Genomic DNA, 23,390 nt, shown 5'->3' on the forward strand with positions numbered 1-23,390 from the left:
TAGGGTAGTCGGCGTGTTGGAAATAGGTCTCGCCATCGTCGCAGCAGCCATCGGCGCTGCGGTGACTGCTGGTGTGTACACATTCATCGGCAAAAAGCGGCCCAGTGCTGCAGCAACTGACTCCCTTGCTCAGCAGCACCGGCAACGGGTCAGCACCATCGGGCAGGTGCTGCACTTATCCGTACAAGGCGCGCCGACAGGCATCGTCGTTGTCGATATTTCCAAGGATGTGGTGCTGTCCAACCAGGAGGCGCACACACTGGGTCTGGTCTATGAGCGCACCCTGCATCCGCGCGCTTGGGATGCTGCGCTCAAAGTCTTTGACACCGGTGAGGAACAATCCATCAACCTGGTCTTGCCGGGTCGCCGGGAGGGCGGCCCGGATACGTATGTGCGCTCCATCGTCGCGCCGCTGAGCACCGCAGATAAACGGTTTGTGGTCATCTACGGCTATGACGAGTCCGAACTGGTGCGCATGGAATCGGCCCGCCGGGACTTCGTCGCCAATGTGTCCCATGAGCTGAAAACCCCCGTCGGTGCTTTATCTCTGCTGGTGGAAGCGCTAGTTGAGGCGAAGGGCGACCCGGATGCGGTGGAGCACTTCGGCGCCTCAATTACCCGGGAGACCCAGCGGTTATCGACGATGATCACCGAACTGATCTCGTTATCGAAACTCCAGGGCGCGGAGAAGCTGCCCGATATGGAGCTGCTGGAGGTCAGCGATATCGTCAAAGCTGCGATCAGTCGCACCAAGATGCAGGCCGAGGATGCCGGCACGGAAGTCTCGTGGGATTGCCCCGAGGGCTTGCGGGTGTACGGCGATAAAGCGCTGCTGGTGACTGCGGTATCGAACCTGGTGTCCAATGCCGTGAATTACTCCCCTGACCGCACCCCGGTGTCGATTAGTTGTATCGAGTCTGATGCCGACACCGTCGCCATCAGGGTCACCGATCGTGGGATCGGTATTTCTCTTGCCGACCAGGAACGCATCTTTGAGCGCTTCTTCCGCGTCGATAAAGCACGGTCGCGGGCGACCGGCGGCACCGGGCTGGGTTTGGCCATTGTCAAGCATGTCGTCGCAAACCACGACGGGGCCGTTAAGATATGGAGTAGGCCAGGAACGGGCTCGACCTTCACCATCGAACTTCCTGCGCCGAAATAGGAAGGATCTGCTGCGTGACCACTGTCCTCATTGTTGAAGACGAAGCTGCACTAGCTGAGCCACTTGCTTTCCTCCTGCGTAAGGAGGGATTCCGGGTACGTGTGGCCGAGGATGGGCCGTCGGCATTGGCGCTGTTCGATGCGGAACCTGCCGATATTGTGCTGCTGGACTTAATGCTGCCCGGGATGAGCGGCACTGAGGTCTGCACCACCCTGCGCCAGAAGTCCTCCGTCCCAGTCATCATGGTCACCGCCCGTGACAGTGAGATCGATAAGGTCGTGGGGCTTGAAATCGGTGCCGATGACTACGTCACCAAGCCCTATAGCTCGCGTGAACTCATTGCCCGTATCCGCGCTGTGCTGCGCCGCGGCATGCCCGAGGATATCTACGACGAGCCGCTCGAAGGCGACGATATTCTCGACGGCGGCCGTGTGGTCATGGACGTGGAACGCCACGTCGTCACCGTTGACGGCGAGGAAGTGCAGATGCCGCTGAAAGAATTTGACCTGCTGGAATACCTGCTGCGCAATAGTGGTCGCGTGCTCACCCGCGGTCAGCTCATCGACCGGGTGTGGGGCGCGGACTATGTCGGGGACACCAAAACGTTGGATGTGCACGTCAAGCGGCTGCGCTCCAAGATTGAGGCCAGCCCCTCCAAGCCGAAGCACCTGGTAACCGTGCGCGGCCTGGGCTATAAGTACGAGGAATAAACCCTCCCCGCCCCCGGGGCTACACCTCGTCCGGGGAGGCGTCTTCCAATGCGGCTCGGGTGGCCGGATGGATCGCCAACAGCGGGTAGCCGGAGGGCCCAAAAGCCCCGGCCCGGCCAGCTTTTTCGCGCTGCTGTAAGTGAGCCGCCAACACCTCGTAGCTAGCGTCGCCAATGAGTTCGCGCAGCTCCCGTTCCGAACTGCGGTACAGCGGCACCCCGCCGGCATGAGTGGCCGGTGCGCCGGTGCACCACCAATGAAATTCGGCGCCGCCACCCCAGGCCCGCCGGTCGTACTCGGTGATGGTGGTGTGCAGAATTTCCTGACCGTCGGGGCGCTCTTCCCAATCCTCCAGCCGCCGCAGCGGCACTTGCCAGCACACATCGGGTTTCGCTTCGACATAGTCAACGTCGTTTGCCACCGCCCACTGGTGCAGCGCACACCCACGCCCGCCTGGCCAGCCTTGGCGGTTGGCGAAAATGCAGGCCCCATTCACCCGCGCGGTACGCAGTGCGGGCTCAAGTTCGCCGTCGTCGTTTTCCAACTCGTCCCACTCCAGCCACGGCTCGAGGGGTTCTTCGTCGGTGGTTTCGATGGTGTCGAACCAGGCGTCGGTGCCATCTGGGCGGTTTTGCCACCACCCGCCGGGGTCGCCGGGAATATCCGGGTCGGGTTCGCGCGGATCGAGATCCATGCGCTCGACGACGTTCACGACGCGGTCGCGGTCGTCTTCATCGCAGAGGAACGCGCCGTGGATACAACATCCTGCGTCGGCGGTTGCTGGCTCAATACCAGGGCAGGCGTCAGTGCCGAATGCGCATTGGTAGTGGGAGAGTAGCCACGTGATATCGCAGGTAATGAGGTGTAACGGGTCCTCCGGGTTGGTGAACTCGAACCACTCACGGGGGTAGTCCTCGGCGACTTCGGCGGGGGAGGGCTGGTCGCCACGACCGGGCTGGGGCTGGGACTGATTCACACTGAGACACGGTAGACCGTCTAACCTGTTGGGCGTGCGCTTAGGTGTGTTGGATGTTGGCAGTAATACCGTTCATTTGGTGATGGTGGACGCCCGTAGAGGCGGTCACCCCACCCCAATGAGCGACGTGAAATCGACGATGAAGCTGGTTGAGTACCTCGACGAGGACAATAAGCTCAGCAAAAAGGGCATCGACAAACTCACGAAGTATGTCGATGAGGCCCGCGGACTCGTTGAACAAATGAAGTGCGAGGAGATGATCTCTTTCGCCACTTCAGCGGTTCGTGATGCCGAAAATGGCGACGAAGTGCTCGACCATGTGGAGAAAGAAACCGGCATTCGGCTGCGTATTCTCTCCGGTGAGGACGAGGCGCGCCTGACCTTTTTGGCTGTGCGACGGTGGTTCGGCTGGTCAGCCGGGCGGATCGTCAACCTCGATATCGGCGGCGGCTCCCTGGAGCTGACTGCTGGTTCCGACGAGGACCCCGAAGTGGCCTACTCGTTGCTTCTCGGCGCGAACCGACTCACCCATGAGTGGTTCGATACTGACCCGCCAGATCGCAAGAAGATTGCGTTGCTGCGCGACTATATCGATGCCGAATTAGTCGAGCCCGCGCGACACTTAAAGAGCCTTGGTGAGGCAGATGTGGCCGCAGCAACATCAAAAACTTTCCGAACTTTGGCGCGTTTGACTGGTGCGGCGCCAAGTTCTGCCGGGCCCCGCGTAAAACGCACACTTACCGCCGCTGGCCTGCGGCAATTAATCGCATTTATTTCCCGTATGACTGCCGCTGACCGAGCCGAACTCGAAGGTGTCAGCGCTAACCGATCGCATCAGATAGTTGCAGGCGCCCTTGTCGCCGAAGCAAGTATGCGATCATTGGGTTTGGAACAGGTTCAGATATGTCCGTGGGCGCTGCGCGAGGGAATTATTCTGCGCCGCCTGGACAGTGACCTTGACGGAAAGGGTTGAGATGAGCGAGGAGAAGCTCACCGTCGCCGAGCTGATGGCCCGTGCTGGTAAAGAGCCGGCAGCAGACCGGCCGCGTCGGCGTCGTCGCAGCCTGGAAGAAGGCGGTGTTTCCGTCGCCGACCTTACGGGCAGCCAGCGTCGTGTTGATGCTCCCGGCCCGCGTCGTGGTGCCCATGCTGCCGACGACCCGGCCACTACTGAGGCTCCATCCGACGATAAGGCTCCGGCAGCGCCGAAGGCCGAGTCCAAGCCGGAGGTAAAGCCTGCCGCGAAAGCTGGCTCCAAGCCCGCGCCGAAGCCGGAACCGAAGTCCGCGCCGAAGCCGGAGCCCGAGGTTAAGGCGGCGACTAAACCCGCGCCGAAGGCTGCGGCCAAGCCGGAACCGAAGCCGAAGCCCGCGCCGGAGCCTAAGCCGGCACCGAAGCCCGAGGCTAAGGCTGCTGCCCCCGCTGCTACGAAATTCGCCTCCGCGTTCAACGTGCCGGCTGCAGTGCCCGCCAACCCCATCGTCATCGACACCAATCCCGATGATGACGAGATAACCCTGGCGCTGACCGCATTCAACGACGCCAAGGACGGCACCACCCCCGTCGCTGAGCCCGGCTACACCGTCAAGGACATCCTTGGCTTGCAGCAGCCGAAGCAGCCGCAGCCCGCAGCCAAGCCCAAGGTCACCCCTCCGGGAGAGGCCAATACCGATATCCAGCCGGCCATCCCCGACGAGGACGCACCGCAGGAGCCGAAGGACACCAAGCAGCCAGCAGCAGAAAAGCCCGAGGCTGATAAGCCCAAGGCAGGTGCTGCCGCAACCGGTGCCGCCGCAGCTGGGGCAGGTGCCGTTGCTGCGAGCGCTGCAGCAGCAAAGACCACCGAGTCGGTTGAGCCGCGGTCCTCGCATGCTGATACGACCGCTACCGCAGAGGTGCCCGGTATGGCCGACGAGGTCAACCGCGCAGCGCCGCAGCCCGCTGACGACGACGTCGACGACCACGGTGCTGACGACCACGTCGACGACGACCGTGCCGAATACGTAGAACCTGTCGAGCTGGACGAGGAAGAGCAAGAAGACAATTCCCTCTCCATCGCCTTGCTTGTTATCCAGGTCATCGTCGGCCTGGTTGCCGGCGCATTCCTCTTCGTCGCCTTCACCTGGGCCTGGGCCCAGATGCCCACTATCGCCGCTGGTGTCGCCGCCCTTGCGGTGACCGTCGTGATGGTGCTCATCGCCAATACGGTGCGGCGTAAGCGCGATAAGCTCACGCCGATTTTGGCCGGTGTGGTGGGGCTGTTGCTCACCTTCGGCCCATACCTGCTGATGCTGCGTTAACAACGCTCAGCTTCTCGTACACCCCCATTCGAACCCGCCCCGCCTCGCAAGGCGTGGGCGGGTTTGGCACTATTGGCCCCCATGACACGCATTGCAGTAATTGGTGGCGGCAAGATCGGCACGGCCCTCATTGGTGGCCTGATCGATGGCGATGTGCCCCCGAATCGAATCCACGTCGCTGACGCACTGCCTGGCCGCGCTGAAGAACTCGGCGAGCAGTATGGCGTCACCGCGTCCCAGGACGCCCCCACCGCAGCTGAAAAGGCCGATGTGGTTTTCATCTGCGTCAAGCCGCATGATGTCAGTGCTGCGCTGGAATCCATCGCCGCCCCGCTCGATGAAGCTGAGGGCGACCCTGTGGTGGTCTCTATGGCCGCAGGACTGACTCTGGAGACCCTCGAGCACATCATGGCCGCCGGCACTCCGGTGGTGCGTGTGATGCCCAATACGCCAATGCTCGTCGGGCGCGGCGTCAGCGCCATCGCGCCGGGCCGTTTCGCCAGTGCTGAGGTCCTCGACATGGTTGCCGAGTTGCTCAGCAAGGTCGGTGTGGTCGAGAAGGTCACCGAAGCCCAGATGGATGCGGTCACCGCTATTTCCGGTTCCGGCCCGGCGTACTTTTTCCAGTTCATTGAGGCCATGTGTGATGGCGGGGTGAGCCTGGGGCTTAGTCGGGACCAGGCCCAGCGCCTTGCTGTGGAAACTATGGCCGGTGCCGCAGAGATGCTTGCCGCTGAGGGCGTTGACCCGGTGCAGTTGCGCGCGAATGTTTCCTCACCTGGGGGTACTACTGTCGCGGCCACTCGCGCTTTGGATGAGCATGGGCTGCGGGGTGCGGTCTACGCGGCGATGCAGGCCTGTCATGACCGGTCAGTCGAGCTTGGCCAGGTCGAGTAGGGGCCTGCTTAGCCACGCGCTGCGCGTCACATGAGACTACTTTCGTGTCTTCGGTGACATGGATAACTTTGCTCTCTTTTTCCCCTTATATCGCAATTGCCCCACTGTTAACGGTAGGGTGATGGAAGCACGCGCGTGTTTCACCACCGCAGGAGGGGAAGCCTGCGGCGCGGAGCGTGCGTTGAAGGGATTCAGATAAATGGCGAACAGCGAAAACGGAACGTTCTTGACGGTTGCGGAGGTCGCGGAGATCATGCGCGTCTCCAAGATGACCGTCTACCGGCTTGTACACTCCGGAGAGTTGCCAGCAGTGCGCGTGGGTCGGTCTTTCCGCGTGCACGAGACTGCAGTTGAGGAATACCTCAAGCCCTCCTCCTTCCGCGCAGGATAACCACGCGGCCCCTCTGTTCTGCCCGGCGTTGCGCAAACGTGCGACGCCCTCCGTCCGCACCCAATTTTTTCGGTGTGTGGGCGGTGCAGCTATGATTGGCCCATTAACTGACAGTCGAGTGGCCAACGTAGCCTCGGCTGCCACCGGTGACGGCGATATCCGCAGTCATCGGGGGCGCCAGTTGCCCGCATGTACAGCACATAGGAAGCGAGGACGAGCCAATGGGTTCTGTCATCAAGAAGCGTCGTAAGCGTATGTCCAAGAAGAAGCACCGCAAGATGCTCCGCCGCACCCGCGTGCAGCGTCGTAAGCTCGGCAAGTAAACACGCCGACGCGCTCAACCGGCCCGCGCCGCACCCCAATTACCTGGGGCGCAGCGCGGGCCGAGCCGTATCCGCACAACCAGGTATCCTCTGCATCATGACCGAAGGCCTCGACATGGACTTCGTGGAGTCAGTGTGGCTGCCCGCGCTTGCGCCGCTCTACGACTCCTGGTTCCGCGTGGATGTCACCGGCACCGACAATCTCCCCAAAGGTACTGCGGGCCTGCTGGTGTCGAACCACTCCGGCAATCTGCCCATCGACGCATTCATGGTGCAGACCGCCGTCTACCGCGCCAGCGGCCGCTGGAGTCGGGTACTCGCCGGAGACGTCGCCTGGACCATGCCAGGTATCTCCGATATCGCCCGCACTATCGGTGCAGTACGCGCTGACCCCGCTGCCGCGCATTCCCTCTTACGCGGCGGTTGGCTGGTCAGCGATTTCCCCGAGGGCTACCGCGGACTCGGCAAGCCCTACTCGCAGCGCTATGAACTGCAGCGCTTCGGCCGCGGCGGTTTCGCGGCGCTGGCCTTACGCCACGACGTACCCATCGTCCCGGTGGCGATCACCGGCGCCGAGGAGATCTACCCCCAGCTGGGTTCGTTGCTGCGCGGCCCGGCGACCATCGGCAATAACGCGGCCCGCACCACCGGCGGCCAGTCCGAAGGCGCCGCATCCTTCGACGAGGCCCTCGCAGACCTCGTCTACGGCCTGACTGACATGATCGGCACCGGCGCCCGCGGCCCGATCAGTGAACTACCGGTGTTTTTCCTCGGCGCGGAAGGGCGCAAACGTCGGGAAGCGCTCACCGAAATGCTTGCCGACGTTGCCCGCTCGGCAGCTAAAGACCTCGGCATTCCCTATCTGCCCACCACACCGTTTTTCCCGTGGCTTGGGCCACTGGGTTTGGTGCCATTGCCATCGAAGTGGACGATTGATTTCCTCGAGCCAGTCGACGCCCGCCAATGGGCGGCGCAGTACCGCGCGGAGATCATGGAACCTGTCGAAGCTGCCGAGGAACTCACCGGCGAGCAGCTCGCCACTGACCCAGTCTCGGTGTTAGGGCTTGCCGACGATGTGCGCGGCCAGATCCACAATCAGTTGCTCAGCCGGCTACGCACCCGGCGCAGCGCGTTTTACTAGCGTCGGGAAGCTAAAATAATCCCGGCGCCGGCAGCAGCGGCCAACCCCAGCGACGCAATGGCCCCCTTCGGGGTGCGCGCTTTCTGGGTGATCCGGCGCAGCGGCCGGTATTCACGCACCGGCCAGTCGTGGGCCTTGGCAACAGCACGCAGCCGGTGGTCCGGGTTGACGGCCACAGCAGTGCCCACCATCGACAACATCGGCACATCATTGGCCGAATCTGAATACGCGGTGCAGCGCGCCAAATCTAAGTCCCGGTAGGCCGCCAGTGCTGCTACCGCGTGCTTTTTGCCAGGCCCGTGCAAAATATCGCCCACCAGCCGGCCGGTGAACATCCCTTCGTCATCGACTTCGGCGACTGTGCCGAGCGCCCCGGTGAACCCGTACCGGTTGGCGATGATCTGGGCGAGCTGCACCGGGGTAGCGGTGACCAGCCACACTTCTTGGCCGGCCTGTAGGTGCATTTCCGCCAGCTCTCGGGTGCCTTCATAAATACGGTCATGCATCGACTGGTCGAAGATTTCTTCAGCCATCTCGACAACATCGGCAACACGCAGGCCTTTGATGAACTCCAGCGCCTGTTCGCGGCCTTCGGCAACATCGTCGGCGTTTTCCGAACCACTGACCCGGAATTTCAGCTGCTTCCAGAACATGGTGGCGATATCCGTTGGCGGGAACATGCCGCGCTTGGCGAGGCCAAAACCAAAGGACACAATGGAGGCGCCCTGAATCATGGTGTTGTCCACGTCGAAAAACGCCGCCGCGCCCTCATCGCGGGGCAGGTCGGGGTCGCCGGGGTCGACGAAATTGCCTGTACTGCTCGCCGCCGCTGAGGCGCCAGCTACTGAGCGGAAGCCAGAGACGAGCTCTTCGTAATTGACGTCGTATTGCTGGGCTAGGGCGCTGAGTGCGGCAGCTTCACCAGCGGCGCGCTGCGATTCCGGCCCTAGGGGTTTGAGCGCGACGTTTTCCAAGAAATTACGCACTGCGCCCTGTGATGGCAGAAGGTCGGCCAGCGGGTCACCGCTAAAGAGCTGCTCGCGGCCGTGGTGGGCTTGGTGCACGTGGATTCCTTTCCCGGAGGTAATGCGCCCCATATCGTATGCCTCGGTGGGACAAAACGTCGTGCAGCGCACCGAGTGCCGCGGGCAATAGCGGCGCTGCGGCGTAGAATACGAGCGCACGCAGGCAGGTGCCCCGGGCACCGAACAGCACCAAACAGCACCAAACAGCACCAAATCGGCAAGGAGAGCGCCCCACATGCCCACTGTGACAGTGCTTACTCGGCAAGGATGCGGCTCATGTGTGCGCGTTGCCGCCCAGGCTGAACCGATCGCAGTTGAATGCGGCGCCGAGTTTGTGCTTACCGACGTTGATTCCGACCCGTCCCTGGCGACTGAATTCGGCGATCGGGTGCCGGTGGTACTGGTCGATGATGAGGAAATCGCGTGCTGGGAGCTTGATGATGACGAGCTCTATGAGGCCCTTGAACAGTGCTAAGTCAGGGTTACCTGACCTGGACACCGTAGTTTTGCCTCGTTTGTTCCGGCGTTAGCGGCGGGTTAGCCTTATGGCCACAAGTGAGCCCGGCATAGATGCCGGCCGGGCGTAAGAGAAAACGGATAGCGGTGGTTTGCTCCGTGAGTGTGTTACTCGTGGGTATGTCTCATCGGTCTGCGCCCGTGCCCGTCCTTGAACGGGTTACTGTTGGTGGGACCGAGCGTCCCGCTACCCTCAATCGGTTGATTAGCGAAGACGCCATTAATGAGGCCATGCTCGTGGCCACATGTAACCGCGTCGAGTACTACGTCACCTGTACCGGTTTCCACGCAGGTCTGGCCGCCGTCATGGGCGAGATCATTGACCGCACCGGCTACGAGATGGACGACATCAGCCCGTACCTCTACATCCGCTACGCCGAGGGTGCCGCCGAGCATCTCTTCGCCGTCGCCAGTGGCCTGGAATCGATGGTCCTGGGCGAGCAGCAGATTATCGGCCAGATTCGCGCCGCCTACACCGAAGCTGATGAATGCGGCACCGCCGGTTCCGCTATCCACGATCTTGCGCAGCGGGCACTGCGCACCGGTAAGCGGGTACACACCGAAACCGGTATTGATGAGGCCGGCACCTCGATGGTGTCGGTGGCGCTTACCGACGCTATCCGCACCCTGCAGACCGGCACTGAGCCCGATGCCTGCGACGCCCTGAACGGCCGTAATGCGGTTGTCCTCGGCGCCGGGGCGATGAGTTCATTGGCCGCAACCCATCTGGGCCGCTGCGGTATCGACAAGATCACCATCGCCAACCGCACCGTCAACCGCGCCCAGACCCTTGCTGAGCACGCCATTGAGGCCGGTGTGGCTGCCGAAGGTATTGCCCTGGCCGATTATGTCAGCGCGCTTGCCGACGCAGATATCCTGATTTCTGCTACTGGCTCAGTTGGCCCTGTGGTCTCCCGGGAGCAGGTCGAAGCCGTCATGACTGTCCGGGGCACCCGCCCGCTGGCTGTGGTGGACCTGTCTATGCCGCGTGATGTCTCCGATGGTGTCGCCGAGATCCCCGGTGTCTCCCTGTTCGATATCGAGCACCTGCAGCTGCAGTCTCTCGACGAGCTAGACCAGGACGATGAGGCCGCCGCCCGCGCTATTGTTTCCGAGGAACTCAGCGCTTATCTCAACGCCCAGCGGGCAATGGAAGTCGCCCCCACGGTCAAGGCGTTGCGCCAGCGGGCCGGTGAGGTCGTCGCCGCTGAGCTGAGTCGCCTCGAGACCAAAACCCCGGATCTCAGCGACCGCGAACGCGCGGAAGTCACCCGCGCTGTCAACCGTGTTGTCGACAAGCTGCTGCATGTGCCGACCGTGCAGGTCAAGAAGCTTTCCGCCAGCCCTGGCGGCCCGTCGTATGCCGCCGCCTTGCAGCGCCTGTTTGACCTTCCGCTCGACACTGCTGCGGGGCTGCATAGCGACACCGATATTCCAGCGGATCTCATGGTCACCGGCCGTATGGGAGAATTGTTGCTGCCCAATGACAGCATCACTCGACCAGAGGCCGGAGGCTACCGTGTCTGATTCGCGCGAAACGGACGCACAGCGCACTATTCGTATCGGCACCCGCGGCTCGGAACTGGCAATGACCCAGGCCGGGCACGTGCGCGATGCCCTTATCGCCAACGGGCACCCCGCCGAATTGGTGATTATCAAAACCGCTGGCGACCATAACCGCAATGATCCGGTGCAGAAGATCGGCGTCGGTGTGTTCACCCAGGCGCTGCGTTTGGCTTTGCGCAATGGTGATTGCGACGTTGCGGTACACAGCTTTAAGGACTTGCCCACGGCTGGCGAAGCCGATCTCACCATCGCCGCGGTACCCCCGCGTGTCGATGCCCGCGAAGTATTGGTTTCGCGCAATAACGCCACCCTCCGAGAGCTTCCCGACGGTGCCGCGGTGGGTACCTCCGCGCCGCGCCGGGTCTCCCAGCTGCTTGCTATCCGCCCGGACCTGGACCTGCGCCCAGTGCGCGGCAATATCGACACCCGCATGAACCGGGTCCATGAAGATCTGGATGCGGTAGTGCTCGCCCGCGCTGGTTTAGAGCGCACCGGCCGTCTTAACCGGGCGGCGGAAAGCCTCGCTATCAGTGATGTTATGCCCGCCCCCGCCCAGGGCGCGTTGGCTGTGGAGTGCCGGAGCAGCGATTCGGAATTGGTTGCTGCCGTTGCCGAATTAGATGATCCGCACTCCCATGCGCGAGCTGTGGCCGAACGGCAGGTTCTGGAAGTTTTGCAGGCTGGTTGCACTGCCCCGGTGGGTGCCTATGCACACGTAAATGGGGGCGATGAATTGGTGTTGACCGCCGGCGTCTTCGCGATTGACGGCACAGCCGGTATCGTGCGCACCGCTACCGGAAATGTCCTTGAACCCGTTCAACTGGGTACTCTCATTGGTCAACGTCTGCTTGAGGCAGGCGCCCATGAGGTCATGGGCGACACACTGCGCTGACCGGCGCTGCCGATTTTCGTGGGCGCGACACCGCCCACCTTTGACCTAGTTTCCCCGAGAAGAGAAGTCGACACTGTTTATGAGCACCGACCGCACCACGCCCGCAGGGCGCATCCTGTTCGTCGGCGCTGGTCCGGGCAACCCGGACTTGCTCACCCTGCGTGCCCGTGAGGTCCTCGAACATACCGCGATCGCCTATATCGACGAGGCGGTCCTCAGTGGTGTGCGCGGGCTTGTAGCAGCCGAACTTCCTGTCCCGGCCGCTAAACTCGACGCCGCCGAGCAGGAATACGAGCGCCTCTGTGAAGAAGCCAAGGCCTCTGGTGCCCGACGCAAACCCCCGCGCCCACCGAAGCCGACCGCTGCGGAACTGCGTCAACCACTAGAAACCGCAGATGAGATGTGCGCGGCGATGGTTGCCGAGGCACAAGCGGGCCACGATGTGATCCGTCTCGTTGCGGGCAATCCGCTCACCAATGACGATGTGCTCGCCGAGATCAATGCTGTTGCCCGCAGCGGTGTGGAATTCCAGATCGTGCCCGGCATGTCCGTGCCGTCCACAGTGCCAGCGTTCGCCGGCATCGCCCTGGGGTCGACCTACACCGAAACCGATCTTGCCCGCGCTGACCTGGACTGGGATGAACTGGCCAGCGCCCCGCAGCCGCTGGTGCTGCAGGCCGTTGCTGATGACCTCGGCGCTATCGTCGGTGAGCTGTCCTCGCGTGGGTTGTCGAAGAACCTGCCGGCCTCGGTCACCGTGCACGGCACCACCCGGCTGCAGCGCACCTACGACGTCACCCTGGGCACGCTCGCCCAGCTCGACGGGGATCTCACCGGCCCGCTGGTAGTCACCTTGGGCAAGGGCGTCGATGACCGTTCGAAGTATTCCTGGTGGGAAAACCGGGCCCTGTACAGCTGGAATGTGCTGGTGCCGCGCGCTAAGGCCCAGGCCGGCCCGATGAGCGCCCGCCTGGCCGCCCACGGCGCCATCCCGGTAGAAGTGCCGACAATCTCCATTGAGCCGCCGCGTAGCCCCGCCCAGATGGAGCGCGCCATTAAGGGCCTCATTGACGGCTCCTACCAGTGGGTTGTGTTCACTTCTGTCAATGCGGTGCACGCCGTGTGGGACAAACTCACCGAATTTGGTCTGGACGCCCGCGGTTTCGCCGGTATCCGCATCGCTGCGGTGGGCAATAAGACCGCTGAAGCCATTAGGGAACTCGGAATTGTGCCGGAGTTGCTTCCCGACGAAACCCGCCAGAATGCCGCAGGCATTGTTGACGTATTCCCCGAATTCATCGAGGGCATGGACCCGGTCAACCGGGTGCTGCTGCCGCGGGCCGATATCGGCACCGATGTGCTCGTCGACGGTCTTGTGGACCTCGGTTGGGAAGTTGATGACGTCACCGCTTACCGCACCGTGCGCGCCGCCCCGCCCAGCGCTGATATTCGCGACATGATCAAAACAGGCGGTTTCGACGCCGTGTGCTTCACCTCCTCCTCAACGGTGAAGAACCTCGTCGGCATCGCCGGTAAGCCACATGCGCGCACCATCATCGCCTGCATCGGGCCGATGGCTGCGGCCACCGCCCGCGAGTACGGGCTGCGCGTGGATGTGCAGCCCGAACGCGCCACGGTGCCGGATTTGGTCGACGCCTTGGCCGAGCACGTGGCACAGCTGCGGGCGGCCGGTCAGCTGCCTCCGCCGCGGAAGAAGCGACGTCGCAAAGCGGCAAACAAGTAGTGGGCCGTATCGTGGTGGGCATGAGTCAGTCCGCCGCACAGCCTGTACCAACCCCAGTACGTCGCCCTCGTCGGCTGCGTACCACCCCGGTGATGCGCCGCATGGTCGCCGAGACCACCATCACCCCAGCGCAGCTCATCCTGCCGATGTTCGTCGCCGACGGCATTGACCAGCCGGCGCCGATCAGCTCGCTGCCTGGGGTCGTGCAGCACACCGAGGCCTCCCTCATCGAAGCGGTCCGCGAAGCCATCAGCGTCGGAATCGCCTGCGTGGACCTATTCGGTGTGCCCCGCGCCGCAGATAAAGACGGCGTCGGCAGCGGCGCGAGCGACCCGAACGGAATCCTCAACCGCGCTATCGCCGCACTGCGCGCCGAATTCGGCAATGACGTGCTGATTATGGCCGATACCTGCCTGGATGAGTTCACCGACCACGGCCACTGCGGCGTGCTAGTAACCAACGACCGCGGTGAAACCATCGTCGATAATGACGCCACCCTGGTGCGCTACCAGGAAATGGCAGTAGCCCAGGCCGAAGCAGGCGCCCACATCATCAGCCCCTCAGGAATGATGGATGGCCAGATCGCCGCCATCCGCGCCGCCCTCGACGCCGCCGGGCACCAGGACGTGGCCATCATGGCCTACTCCGCGAAATACGCCTCCGCCTTCTACGGGCCATTCCGCGAAGCCGTCGGAAGTTCCCTCGAAGGTGACCGCCGCACCTACCAGCAGGACAGCGCTAACCGACGTGAAGCCCTGCTCGAAGTCGAGCTGGACATCAATGAAGGCGCGGACTTTGTGATGGTCAAACCGGCCATGGCATACCTTGATGTGCTGCGCGAAGTCGCAGACGCATCCCCGGTGCCGGTGGCCGCCTACCAAGTCTCCGGTGAATACGCCATGATCCACGCCGCCGGGGAACGCGGCTGGATCGACCGCGACGCCGCAATGATGGAAGCCATCCTGTCTATCCGCCGCGCCGGCGCCGACCAGGTGCTGACCTATGCTGCGGTAGACATTGCTCGACGACTTGGAGAACAGCAGTAGTGACCACTCCGAATAAGGCAACCACCCACCCGCCAGAACAAATCGTCGGCGCCCGCCAAGCCTGGCTGGCCACCTGCGCGCTACAGACCGTGGCCGCTATCGTCACCTCGGTCTTAATATTCATCGACCCTGGTCACCTCATGGACAACGTCTCGCAAACCCCATGGATGAATGACTCCATCGGGGCACTAGACAGCGCCGACCTGGTGATGGTTGCCCAAACCGGGGCGGTTTTCCAGTTCCTGTTCATCGCCATCGTCGCAGGTGTTTTCGCGTGGCTGACCACCATGGTCAACCGAGGCGCGAACTGGGCGCGCATTGTGCTCATCGGCGCCAGCTTCTACCTCATCTTCAACACGCTCATGCTGTTGCTCGGTGCCGATACCGGCACCGGCGGGCCGGTGTGGTTGCGCTACGCCGAAAGTGCCCTCACCGTCGCCTCCGCATGTGCCGCCGCCGCAGGTCTTGTCCTGGCCTCTGCCAAGCAGTCCCAGCAGTGGTGTACCGGCCCATTGAAGCCCAAAGACACCCCGAAAACCGCCGCCGCGCAGAAGGACACCGCGCAGAAGGACTCCGCGCAGAAGGACTCCGAAAAATGACGAAACCCCCGCAGGCGCACAGCCCCGCCCGGCCATCCTGGTACTGGCTGCTGATGATCGGTGCGCTCGCCCAGGTTGCCGTCGGTGCGGCGTTATTGACCCTCGACCGCTCCAGCGCCCCGGCCCGCACCGCCCAAGACATCCTGATTGTCGGCATCGTGGGGCTCATCGTCGGCTTCGTCATTGTTGCCGCCATCCCGAATGCGGACACCACCAAGGCCCGCCGCATGGTCATTCTCACCGCCCTTGCCGTGGTTATTGTGGTCACCGCTTTTGGCATGATCACCCGCGCGGTGCAACCGTGGGCTGCGGTGCCCTTCGTCCTGATGACCATGGGCTCAGTGACGCTCTATAACTACATGCGCTCCCCGTACCGGAATTAAGCCAATGGGAACAAGTACTGAAAAAACCAAAGGTGAACGCGAACTTGATGCGCGCGTCGAAGAGCTAGAACGCATCGACGAGCGCGTCAGCGTCGCCATCGCCGAGGCCAAAGCAGCCGCCCGCAAAATCCGCTCGCCCCGCAGAGACAGCGAGGACGAGTCAGCGCAGGAACGCCTCGCCCGACGTTTCGGCACCTCCCGTACTTCCTTCGGCATGGTCGTCACCGGTATGACCGAAGCCATGGACGCCGCCGCGGCCGAAGAAGCCCTTCAGGAAATCCCTGGGGTCACCGCCACTGTTGTCTACGACACCGGGCGGGCCTGGATTACCGCCCCCGACGTCGTCACCCCCGATCAGCTCATCGACGTTCTCGATGAACAAGGCCTCACCGCCTACCTGACCCGGTCCTCGCTGCGTCGGCGCGCCACCCGACTAGATACCAAACCGCGCCGTCGGCCTGCGGTACCCGCCGCCGCCCAGCAGCTCGCCGCCGACCGCACCCGGCGTCAGGAAGCGGCGCTGCGGGAAGCCTCCGGTGGGGGAGAGGTGCTCTTCACCGCCCGCGAGCTGGTCACCCGGCTGCGCTTCATTGTGTCGCTGATTCTGACCATCCCTGTTATCGCACTGTCGTTGTACTCAAAGTGGCAATTCGACGGTTGGCAATTCGTGGTCGCCGGGCTGTCCACGGTGGTTGTGCTCTGGGGTGCGTGGCCGTTCCACCGCGCCATGGTCGGTGCGCTACGGCGCAATATGTCGGCCCTGGATGAGGCCTCCGCAGTTGCCATCCTGGGCGCATGGTTGTGGTCGATGGGGCAGTTGGTATTCACCGACGCACGCCATTTCGGCTTCCATAATGAACCCACCTGGTTCGCCTTTAACTACGACCGCTCAATATCTGGCGAACTGTTCTTCGACGTGGCCTGCGGGGTGACCGTGCTGCTGCTCGGTGGCCGCCTGCTCACCCGCTATAACCGGGTGCGTTCCGGCGCGCTGATTCGGGCACTGCGGATTCCCTCGGATCGGGTTGTCACCGTGGTCCGTAAATCCGGCCCCAGCGCTAAGCCCCGCAAGCGCCGGGTCACCATTTCCGAACTCAATATCGGCGAGGACCTGCTGGTCCCACCCGGGCAGATCATCCCCGTCGACGGCGCTGTTATCGGTGGTTCGTCCCCGGTGGATGCTTCCCTCGTCGGCGGCTCCCCGGAACCGGAGGAAGTCAAGGTCGGTTCCAAGGTGTGGGCCGGCAGCGTCAACCACGGGGCCACACTGAAAATCCGTGTCCACCGCACTGGCTCGAAGACCCGCGCGGCGATGCTGCTGCGCTGGGTGCGCCGCGCTATCCGCGAAGAAGACGCCGCGCACCAGACCGCGGTGCGCGCCGCCTCCACCCTGGTGCCCGTCGCGCTGGGCCTGGCCGTGGTTGCTTTCGGTGTGTGGTGGCTTATCACCGGGACCCCCGGCGGTGCGTTCTCGGTGGCGCTATCGACCCTGGCGTGTGTGGCCCCGGTGGCCCTGGCTATGTCTACCTCCATCGTGCTGCGCCTGGGCATCCTCGCCGGTGCGCATGAAGGCATCCTGCTGCGTAATGCGGAGACAGTACGCACCCTGGCGGAGGCTAATGCGGTGATGTTCAACCGCGTCGGCACGCTGACTGAGGGCGAAATGCATGTGGTCACCATCGCCCCGGCGCCCGGGGAGAACCCCGAATTGGTGTTGCGTGTTGCTGGCGCGTTGGTGATGGAATCAGATCACCCCACCTCGATGGCGATTGTGAAGGCTTGCCGCCAGGCCCGCGATGCGGATTCCACCAGCGATGGCATCCCGCACTGGATTGAGATCCGGCAGGCCACCATCACCGATAGTGGTTCCTTTACCGGCCAGGTGGATATTCCCGTCCAGCATGCCGACGGTTCGGTGGACCTGCGCACGGTAGAAGCCAGCATTTGGCGTCCCCGTGACCTCACCGCCCTCGATGAGCGCACCGCAGTAGCTGCCCTATCCGGTGGCACGCCGCTGGTGGTGTCCTGGCGCGGCAAGACCCGGGGTGTCATCACCGTGGCCCAGGAGGTCAAACCCGACGCTGTCGACGCCGTCGATGAGCTTGAAGCAATGGGTGTGGACACCATCATGATCACCCGTGATGCTTATCCGGTGGCCCGCCGGCTGGCGGACCGGCTGGGTATTTCCCGTGTCATGGCTGGTGTGGTGCCCTCCCAGAAGGCCGGTGCGGTGCGCACTATTCGTTCCGGTGGTGAGACTGTCGTCATGGTCGGCGGCGCTGATGTGTCCGATTCACTGCGGGTGGCCGATATTGGGCTGCTGATGGATGATGACGATTCGGCGGCAACCCGCGACCTCAACAGCACCGATGTGGTGTCGCTGCGCAAGACTGTGTGCAGTGTGCCGCAGGCAATTGTGTTGGCCCGCAAGATCCGCGCCACGATGGATTCCAATATCCTCATCGCCTGGATTTATAACGTGGTGGCGCTGGTGGCGTCGGTATGCGGGCTGTTGCCGCCGTTGATGGCGGCGGTATCGATGGTGGCTGCCGGACTCTGGATTGAGTGGCGTTCACGCTGGATGCAGCGGCGTCGGTTGGCCCCGTTGTCCGGGCCTTCCCTACCATGGGGGTCGTGACTTTCACCGCGAACGACCAGCAACCCACCGAAGCCTCCGCCGCGTGGTTCCGCCGCGCCCACGAGGCAACCCCCGGCGGCGTGAACTCGCCGGTGCGTGCCTTCCACTCCGTCGGCGGCACCCCACGCTTCATCGCCTCCGCTAAAGGCTCCCGGCTTACCGACGTTGACGGCAATAACTACGTCGACTTAGTCAGCTCCTGGGGGCCCATGCTGATGGGCCACGCCCACCCCGATGTGGTCGCCGCGGTGACCGAAGCTGCCACCCGCGGCCTGTCTTTTGGTACTCCCACCTCCGGTGAGGTCGAACTCGCCGAGGAGATTATTGGCCGCACCTCCGTCGACCAGGTCCGCCTGGTCAACTCTGGTACCGAGGCCACCATGTCCGCGGTGCGCCTGGCCCGCGGCTACACCGGCCGAGCCAAGATCGTGAAATTCGCTGGCTGCTACCACGGCCATGTTGACGCCCTATTAGCCTCCGCTGGTTCCGGTGTGGCGACGTTCAGCCTGCCGGATTCGCCGGGTGTTACCGGCGCGAGCGCAGCCGACACCATCGTGGTGCCCTATAACGACCTTGCTGCGGTTCGGGAAGCCTTCGCCGCCAATGAAGGAGAAATTGCCTGCATTATTACCGAGGCAGCTGCGGGCAATATGGGCACTGTCGCCCCGAAGCCCGGTTTTAATGCCGCCCTGCGTGAGATCGCCCATGAGCATGGCGCGCTGCTGATTATCGACGAGGTCATGACTGGTTTCCGTACCTCCCGCTCCGGCTGGTGGGGTGTCGACGGTGTCGCCGGTGACCTCACCACCTTCGGCAAGGTCGTCTCCGGTGGTTTGCCCGCAGCAGCCTTCGGCGGCAAGGCCGAAATCATGGCGTATCTCGCCCCCGAAGGACCCGTCTACCAGGCAGGGACACTGTCCGGCAATCCTGTGGCCGTGGCCGCTGGCCTGGCCAGCCTGCGTGCAGCTACCGACGAGGTCTACGACAAGGTCACCGCCAACGCGGACCGACTGGCCGATATTCTCGATAGTGCGCTGAATAAGGCCGGAGTGGCCCACCACATGCAGCGCGCCGCGACGATGCTGTCGGTGCGCTTCGCCGAAGGCCAGGGACACAATTTCGCAGATATGCAGGCCGCGGACACCTTCCGCTACCCGGCGTTCTTCCACGCCCTGCTGCAGGGCGGTGTCTACGCCCCGCCGAGCGCATTCGAGACCTGGTTCGTTTCCTCCGCACTCAGCGATGATGACTTTGCCATTATCGAACGCGCGGCCCAGCACGCCGCCGCAGCCGCCGCAGCCGCAACCCCGGAGGACAAGTGAGCGTTCATTCCCCGCGCACCGTCGTACATCTGGTGCGCCACGGTGAGGTCCACAACCCGGACAAGATCCTCTACGGACGCTTGCCGGACTACCACCTATCCAGCCGTGGTGTCGACCAGGCCCATAAAACCGCTGAGTCCTTCGCCAACCACGACGTCACCGCCTTGTACTGCTCCCCACTGGAGCGCACCCGGGAAACCGCCGCCCCGATCAGTCAGGTCGTGGGCCTGGAACCGCAGGTCCGCGACAAGCTCATCGAAGCAGGCAATAGTTTCGAGGGGATGCGGATTAAGGGCCTGCGCTCCCAGTTGTGGAACCCGAAGTATTGGCCGCGGTTGCGTAAACCCTCCATCCCCAGTTGGGGCGAGCCCTATACCGATATCGCGGACCGTATCTTCGAGGTCATCGCCGAGGCCCGCGCCGCCGCCGAAGGCCACGAAGCGATCCTGGTGACCCACCAGCTCTGCGTCGTCGCCGCCGCCCGCCGGGCCCGGGAATTACCGTTGGCGCATAACCCCGCTAATAGGCAATGCGAGCTGGCTTCGGTAACCTCGCTGATCTTCCAAGGCGAGAACATCATCGGCGTGCGCTACGCCGAACCCGCCGCGAATATTTAGGCACCACCGGCCTGCTGTCCCCACCCATATTGGAGGTCATTTGATGACCCTGCGCACATCATTCACCCGCACCGCCGCTGTGACTGCGGTTGCTGCCGCCTGCGCGGCCACACTGGTCGGCTGCGGCGCAGACGACACCGTCGGCCACGACGCGGTCGCCATCGGCGGGGAATTCGAATTCGTCTCCCCAGGTGGACAGAACCAGATCGAATACCCGCCGGAGCAACGCCAGCCCGTCGGGGAGATCTACGGGCCCAGTGTGCGCAACCCCGATAAGGAACTACACCTGTCCGACTATGAAGGACAGGTCGTTGTGCTCAACGCCTGGGGGCAGTGGTGCGGGCCATGCCGAGCCGAATCCGATGACCTGCAAGTGGTGCACGAATGGATGCAGGACGACGGAATCGGCACCGTTTTGGGCATTAACGTGCGCGATAATGTGCGCCAGGCCGCCGCTGATTTCCTCGACGATAATGGGCTGACCTTCCCCTCCATCTACGACCCGCCCTTCGTTAACGCCTCCGCGATGGGTGGGCTGCCAGCGTCGGTGATTCCCACCACGGTCATCCTGGATCGGCAGCACCGCCCAGCCATGGTGCTGCTCAAAGCCACCGATCAGAATGAACTGAAAGACATCATCCAGAAGGTCGCAGCCGAGCAGTGATTACCGTCCTCGCCCAAGCAGGCTCCATCGGGGAGCAGTTCTCTGATGCCGTCACCACCGGACCCATCCTGCTGGCCCTGCTGGCCTCTGCCGCCGCGGGCCTGGTGTCCTTCGCCAGCCCCTGCGTGATCCCCCTAGTGCCAGGCTATGTGTCCTACCTGACTGGCCTGGCCGGGGCCGCAGGCTCGAATAGTCCCAAGGCGCGCTCCCGCGCCGGGCTGGCCGCACTGGCGTTTGTTGCCGGGTTCACGGTTATTTTCGTGCTGGGGTCGGCCACCGTATTCGGCATGGTCTCCGCGCTGCGGATCAGCCAGTCGACGCTGACCACCGCCGGCGGCATTATCACCATCATCATGGGCCTGGCTTTTATGGGCTTCATCCCCGCCCTGCAGCGCGATACCCGCATGTCCCCGCGGCGCCTAGCTACCTGGTTGGGCGCGCCACTGCTCGGCGCGATTTTCGCTCTCGGCTGGACCCCGTGTTTGGGCCCGACGCTGATGGGCATCATGTCGATCGCCGCTGGCACCGACGGCTGGACCGCCGCACGCGGCATTGCCCTCATCATCGCCTACTGCCTGGGCCTGGGTTTGCCTTTTGTGCTGTTGGCGATTGGTTCGGTCTCTGCGATGCGTGGGGTGGATGTCCTGCGTAAGCACTCCCGCACCATCCAGGTCATCGGCGGTGTGATGCTCGTTGCCGTTGGTGTGGCCCTGCTGACGGGTACCTGGGACGTGTTCGTATCCTGGATCCAATCCACATTCGCTACCGACGCCACTAGCCCCATCTAGTGTTGTCGCGCCCCGACTACTAAGGACGGCCCCCTCATGCCCGGTTCTTCCCGCGCATTACTGATGCGCCCCGTGCGCGCAGCATGGCGTTGGCTAACCAGCATGCGTACCGCCCTGATCCTGCTGTTCTTGCTGGCGTTCGCCGCCGTGCCTGGGGCACTGTTGCCGCAACGCTCACTGAACCAGGCGAAGGTCTACGAATACCTGGAAAACAACGGCACTATGGCCGAGGTTTTCGACAAACTGCAGCTATTCGACGTGTTCTCGTCGGTGTGGTTCACCGCCATCTATGTGCTGCTATTCGTGTCCCTGGTGGGCTGTATCCTGCCGCGCGCCTGGGAGCACTACAAGGCCATGCGCACCCCGCCGACTCGCGCGCCGCGTAATCTCGGCCGGCTTCCGATGCATGACGAGGACACCGTCGGCAAGCCTATTGATGAGGTGCGTGCCGACGTCATCCACCGCCTCCGCAAGTGGCATACCACCGAAACCGCAGCCGAAGACGACCGGGCCGGGGCGCTGTCCATCTCCGCTGAGCGCGGTTACCTGCGCGAATTCGGCAACCTCGTTTTCCACCTGGGTTTGGTGGTGCTGCTGCTCACCATCGCCGCCGGGCGGTTGGTGTACTACGAAGGCCAGGTCATCCAGCTCACCCCCACCGGGGACGATATTTCCGGGCCTGAGGTGGCAGCCGCCACCAGTCAGCCGTTTTGTAATACCGCGGCGGCGAATTATGACTCGCTGCGCTACGGCAACCTTTTCGACGGCACTGGGCTTACCCCGTTTTGTGTGCAGGTTGAGGATTTTAAGGCTGAGTACCTGCCCACCGGCCAGGCCGAGATGTTCACCTCCCGGATTCGCTATGCCGACGCTGATTCCCTGCGCAAACCGGTATCGGAGTGGACGCCGTACACCCTGGCGGTTAACCACCCGCTACGGATCGACGGCGACCGGGTTTACCTGCAGGGCCACGGTTTCGCACCGGCTTTTAAAATCACCTGGCCAGAAGGGGAATCGCGCACCGATATTGTGCAGTTCCGCCCCGATGACCCGACCTTCTTCCTGTCTTCCGGTGCGCTGCGGTTCGACCCGCCACCCGGGACGTACCCGGACCTGTACGAGCGTCGCCAGCACCAGATCGCCATTGAGGGCCTGTTCGCCCCGACCGCCCAGTTCACCGGGGAAAAGGGCGAATTGCTGTCCTCCTCCTACCCGGAGCTGACCGACCCTGCGGTGGCCATTGATGTCTACCGTGGTGATGCGGGCCTGGATACTGGCCGCAGCCAGGATCTGTTCAGCCTGGACCGGTCCCTGATGCACTCCGGCCAGTTGGAGAAACTCACCCGCGTCAACCTCAAAGCCGGTGAGTCGGTGACACTTGATGACGGCACGGAATTGGAGTTCCTCGGCGCGAAGGAATTCGTCAACCTTCAGGTTGCCCACGACCCCACCCAGAAATTCGTGCTGCTGGCCGCTGCGATGATGCTCTCTGGGCTGGTGGTGTCGCTGCTGATTAAGCGCCGCCGGGTGTGGGTGCGGTTGCGGGATAATGCTGATGGCACCACCCACGTCGAGTTCGGTGGTCTTTCCCGCACTGACCGGGCCGGTTGGGGCAGTGAGTTCGAGGAGTTCGTGCGCGCGGTGACGGGGCGGGAAGAACCCGAAGAAGAGTAGTTCTGGCCGGCGTCGT

Annotated in this window: 23 protein-coding genes; 21 read left to right on the forward strand and 2 right to left on the reverse strand. The window is 63.3% G+C overall.

The genetic code is table 11. The features are described from left to right. Nucleotides 1-13: 13 nt before the first annotated feature. Both KRX51_RS01185 and KRX51_RS01190 read left to right on the forward strand, forming a co-directional pair. Nucleotides 14-1,162 carry a sensor histidine kinase gene (locus KRX51_RS01185; protein WP_370624962.1) on the forward strand — a complete coding sequence of 383 codons (1,149 nt, stop codon included), beginning with the start codon at nucleotides 14-16 and terminating at the stop codon, nucleotides 1,160-1,162. A 14-nt stretch (nucleotides 1,163-1,176) separates the two neighbouring features. Further along, entirely contained in the window at nucleotides 1,177-1,872 is a 696-nt protein-coding gene (locus tag KRX51_RS01190) for a response regulator transcription factor (RefSeq protein ID WP_218361137.1), read from the forward strand. A gap of 19 nt (nucleotides 1,873-1,891) precedes the next feature. Here the strand turns inward: KRX51_RS01190 and KRX51_RS01195 are convergent, their stop codons facing one another. After that, nucleotides 1,892-2,848, reverse strand: coding sequence for a hypothetical protein (locus tag KRX51_RS01195; RefSeq protein ID WP_218361138.1), 957 nt, complete (start codon nucleotides 2,846-2,848; stop codon nucleotides 1,892-1,894). Nucleotides 2,849-2,882: 34 nt separating this feature from the next. Here KRX51_RS01195 and KRX51_RS01200 point away from each other — a divergent pair, with 34 nt between their 5' ends. From KRX51_RS01200 to KRX51_RS01225, 6 genes are all read left to right on the forward strand, one after another. Continuing rightward, on the forward strand, nucleotides 2,883-3,821 hold the full coding sequence (locus tag KRX51_RS01200; RefSeq protein ID WP_218361139.1) for a Ppx/GppA phosphatase family protein: 939 nt from the start codon (nucleotides 2,883-2,885) through the stop codon (nucleotides 3,819-3,821). A 1-nt stretch (nucleotide 3,822) separates the two neighbouring features. After that, the gene (locus KRX51_RS01205; protein WP_218361140.1) at nucleotides 3,823-5,148 is read left to right on the forward strand and encodes a hypothetical protein; all 1,326 of its coding nucleotides are present in this window, start codon (nucleotides 3,823-3,825) and stop codon (nucleotides 5,146-5,148) included. Between the two features lie 81 nt (nucleotides 5,149-5,229). Next, nucleotides 5,230-6,045 carry a pyrroline-5-carboxylate reductase gene (gene proC / locus KRX51_RS01210; protein WP_218361141.1) on the forward strand — a complete coding sequence of 272 codons (816 nt, stop codon included), beginning with the start codon at nucleotides 5,230-5,232 and terminating at the stop codon, nucleotides 6,043-6,045. 199 nt (nucleotides 6,046-6,244) lie between these two features. Next, nucleotides 6,245-6,436: a helix-turn-helix domain-containing protein gene (locus KRX51_RS01215; RefSeq protein WP_218361142.1), complete on the forward strand. Its 192-nt coding sequence runs from the start codon at nucleotides 6,245-6,247 to the stop codon at nucleotides 6,434-6,436. A gap of 221 nt (nucleotides 6,437-6,657) precedes the next feature. After that, nucleotides 6,658-6,759 carry a 30S ribosomal protein bS22 gene (locus tag KRX51_RS01220; RefSeq protein WP_003855542.1) on the forward strand — a complete coding sequence of 34 codons (102 nt, stop codon included), beginning with the start codon at nucleotides 6,658-6,660 and terminating at the stop codon, nucleotides 6,757-6,759. Between the two features lie 97 nt (nucleotides 6,760-6,856). Then, a complete protein-coding gene (locus KRX51_RS01225; RefSeq protein ID WP_218361143.1) occupies nucleotides 6,857-7,900 on the forward strand; it encodes a 1-acyl-sn-glycerol-3-phosphate acyltransferase in 1,044 nt (347 codons plus the stop codon). On the opposite strand, the gene KRX51_RS01230 is transcribed toward KRX51_RS01225, so the two are convergent. After that, nucleotides 7,897-8,964, reverse strand: coding sequence for an HAD family hydrolase (locus KRX51_RS01230; protein ID WP_370624963.1), 1,068 nt, complete (start codon nucleotides 8,962-8,964; stop codon nucleotides 7,897-7,899). The genes KRX51_RS01225 and KRX51_RS01230 overlap by 4 nt on opposite strands. A gap of 196 nt (nucleotides 8,965-9,160) precedes the next feature. Here KRX51_RS01230 and KRX51_RS01235 point away from each other — a divergent pair, with 196 nt between their 5' ends. The 13 genes from KRX51_RS01235 (at nucleotide 9,161) to KRX51_RS01295 (ending at nucleotide 23,374) form a co-directional block, all read left to right on the forward strand. Next, nucleotides 9,161-9,400 carry a glutaredoxin family protein gene (locus KRX51_RS01235; RefSeq protein WP_218361145.1) on the forward strand — a complete coding sequence of 80 codons (240 nt, stop codon included), beginning with the start codon at nucleotides 9,161-9,163 and terminating at the stop codon, nucleotides 9,398-9,400. A 95-nt stretch (nucleotides 9,401-9,495) separates the two neighbouring features. Next, a complete protein-coding gene (locus KRX51_RS01240; protein ID WP_255549335.1) occupies nucleotides 9,496-10,968 on the forward strand; it encodes a glutamyl-tRNA reductase in 1,473 nt (490 codons plus the stop codon). Then, nucleotides 10,961-11,899, forward strand: a complete 939-nt coding sequence (gene hemC, locus KRX51_RS01245) for a hydroxymethylbilane synthase (RefSeq protein WP_370624964.1) — start codon at nucleotides 10,961-10,963, stop codon at nucleotides 11,897-11,899. Before KRX51_RS01240 ends, hemC begins: the two co-directional genes overlap by 8 nt. 79 nt (nucleotides 11,900-11,978) lie before the next feature. Beyond that, on the forward strand, nucleotides 11,979-13,643 hold the full coding sequence (locus KRX51_RS01250) for a uroporphyrinogen-III synthase (protein ID WP_218361147.1): 1,665 nt from the start codon (nucleotides 11,979-11,981) through the stop codon (nucleotides 13,641-13,643). Between the two features lie 20 nt (nucleotides 13,644-13,663). Beyond that, on the forward strand, nucleotides 13,664-14,689 hold the full coding sequence (gene hemB / locus KRX51_RS01255; protein WP_218361148.1) for a porphobilinogen synthase: 1,026 nt from the start codon (nucleotides 13,664-13,666) through the stop codon (nucleotides 14,687-14,689). Next, entirely contained in the window at nucleotides 14,689-15,288 is a 600-nt protein-coding gene (locus KRX51_RS01260) for a hypothetical protein (protein ID WP_218361149.1), read from the forward strand. The genes hemB and KRX51_RS01260 overlap by 1 nt, the downstream gene beginning before the upstream one ends. After that, complete coding sequence (locus tag KRX51_RS01265) at nucleotides 15,285-15,671, forward strand: hypothetical protein (RefSeq protein ID WP_218361150.1); 387 nt, start codon at nucleotides 15,285-15,287, stop codon at nucleotides 15,669-15,671. The genes KRX51_RS01260 and KRX51_RS01265 overlap by 4 nt, the downstream gene beginning before the upstream one ends. Nucleotides 15,672-15,675: 4 nt before the next feature. Then, on the forward strand, nucleotides 15,676-18,309 hold the full coding sequence (locus KRX51_RS01270) for a cation-translocating P-type ATPase (RefSeq protein WP_218361151.1): 2,634 nt from the start codon (nucleotides 15,676-15,678) through the stop codon (nucleotides 18,307-18,309). Next, nucleotides 18,297-19,631 (forward strand): glutamate-1-semialdehyde 2,1-aminomutase, encoded by a 1,335-nt coding sequence (gene hemL, locus KRX51_RS01275; protein ID WP_218361152.1) that lies wholly within the window; start codon nucleotides 18,297-18,299, stop codon nucleotides 19,629-19,631. The genes KRX51_RS01270 and hemL overlap by 13 nt, the downstream gene beginning before the upstream one ends. Beyond that, nucleotides 19,628-20,248 (forward strand): histidine phosphatase family protein, encoded by a 621-nt coding sequence (locus KRX51_RS01280; protein ID WP_218361153.1) that lies wholly within the window; start codon nucleotides 19,628-19,630, stop codon nucleotides 20,246-20,248. Before hemL ends, KRX51_RS01280 begins: the two co-directional genes overlap by 4 nt. Nucleotides 20,249-20,291: 43 nt before the next feature. Next, nucleotides 20,292-20,912, forward strand: a complete 621-nt coding sequence (locus KRX51_RS01285; protein ID WP_218361154.1) for a TlpA disulfide reductase family protein — start codon at nucleotides 20,292-20,294, stop codon at nucleotides 20,910-20,912. Further along, complete coding sequence (locus KRX51_RS01290; protein WP_370625041.1) at nucleotides 20,912-21,700, forward strand: cytochrome c biogenesis CcdA family protein; 789 nt, start codon at nucleotides 20,912-20,914, stop codon at nucleotides 21,698-21,700. Before KRX51_RS01285 ends, KRX51_RS01290 begins: the two co-directional genes overlap by 1 nt. A 36-nt stretch (nucleotides 21,701-21,736) precedes the next feature. Then, nucleotides 21,737-23,374, forward strand: a complete 1,638-nt coding sequence (locus KRX51_RS01295; RefSeq protein WP_255549336.1) for a cytochrome c biogenesis protein ResB — start codon at nucleotides 21,737-21,739, stop codon at nucleotides 23,372-23,374. Nucleotides 23,375-23,390: the final 16 nt, after the last annotated feature.

The sequence above is a fragment of the Corynebacterium sp. TAE3-ERU12 genome (genome assembly GCF_019209905.1).
Taxonomy (GTDB): domain Bacteria; phylum Actinomycetota; class Actinomycetes; order Mycobacteriales; family Mycobacteriaceae; genus Corynebacterium.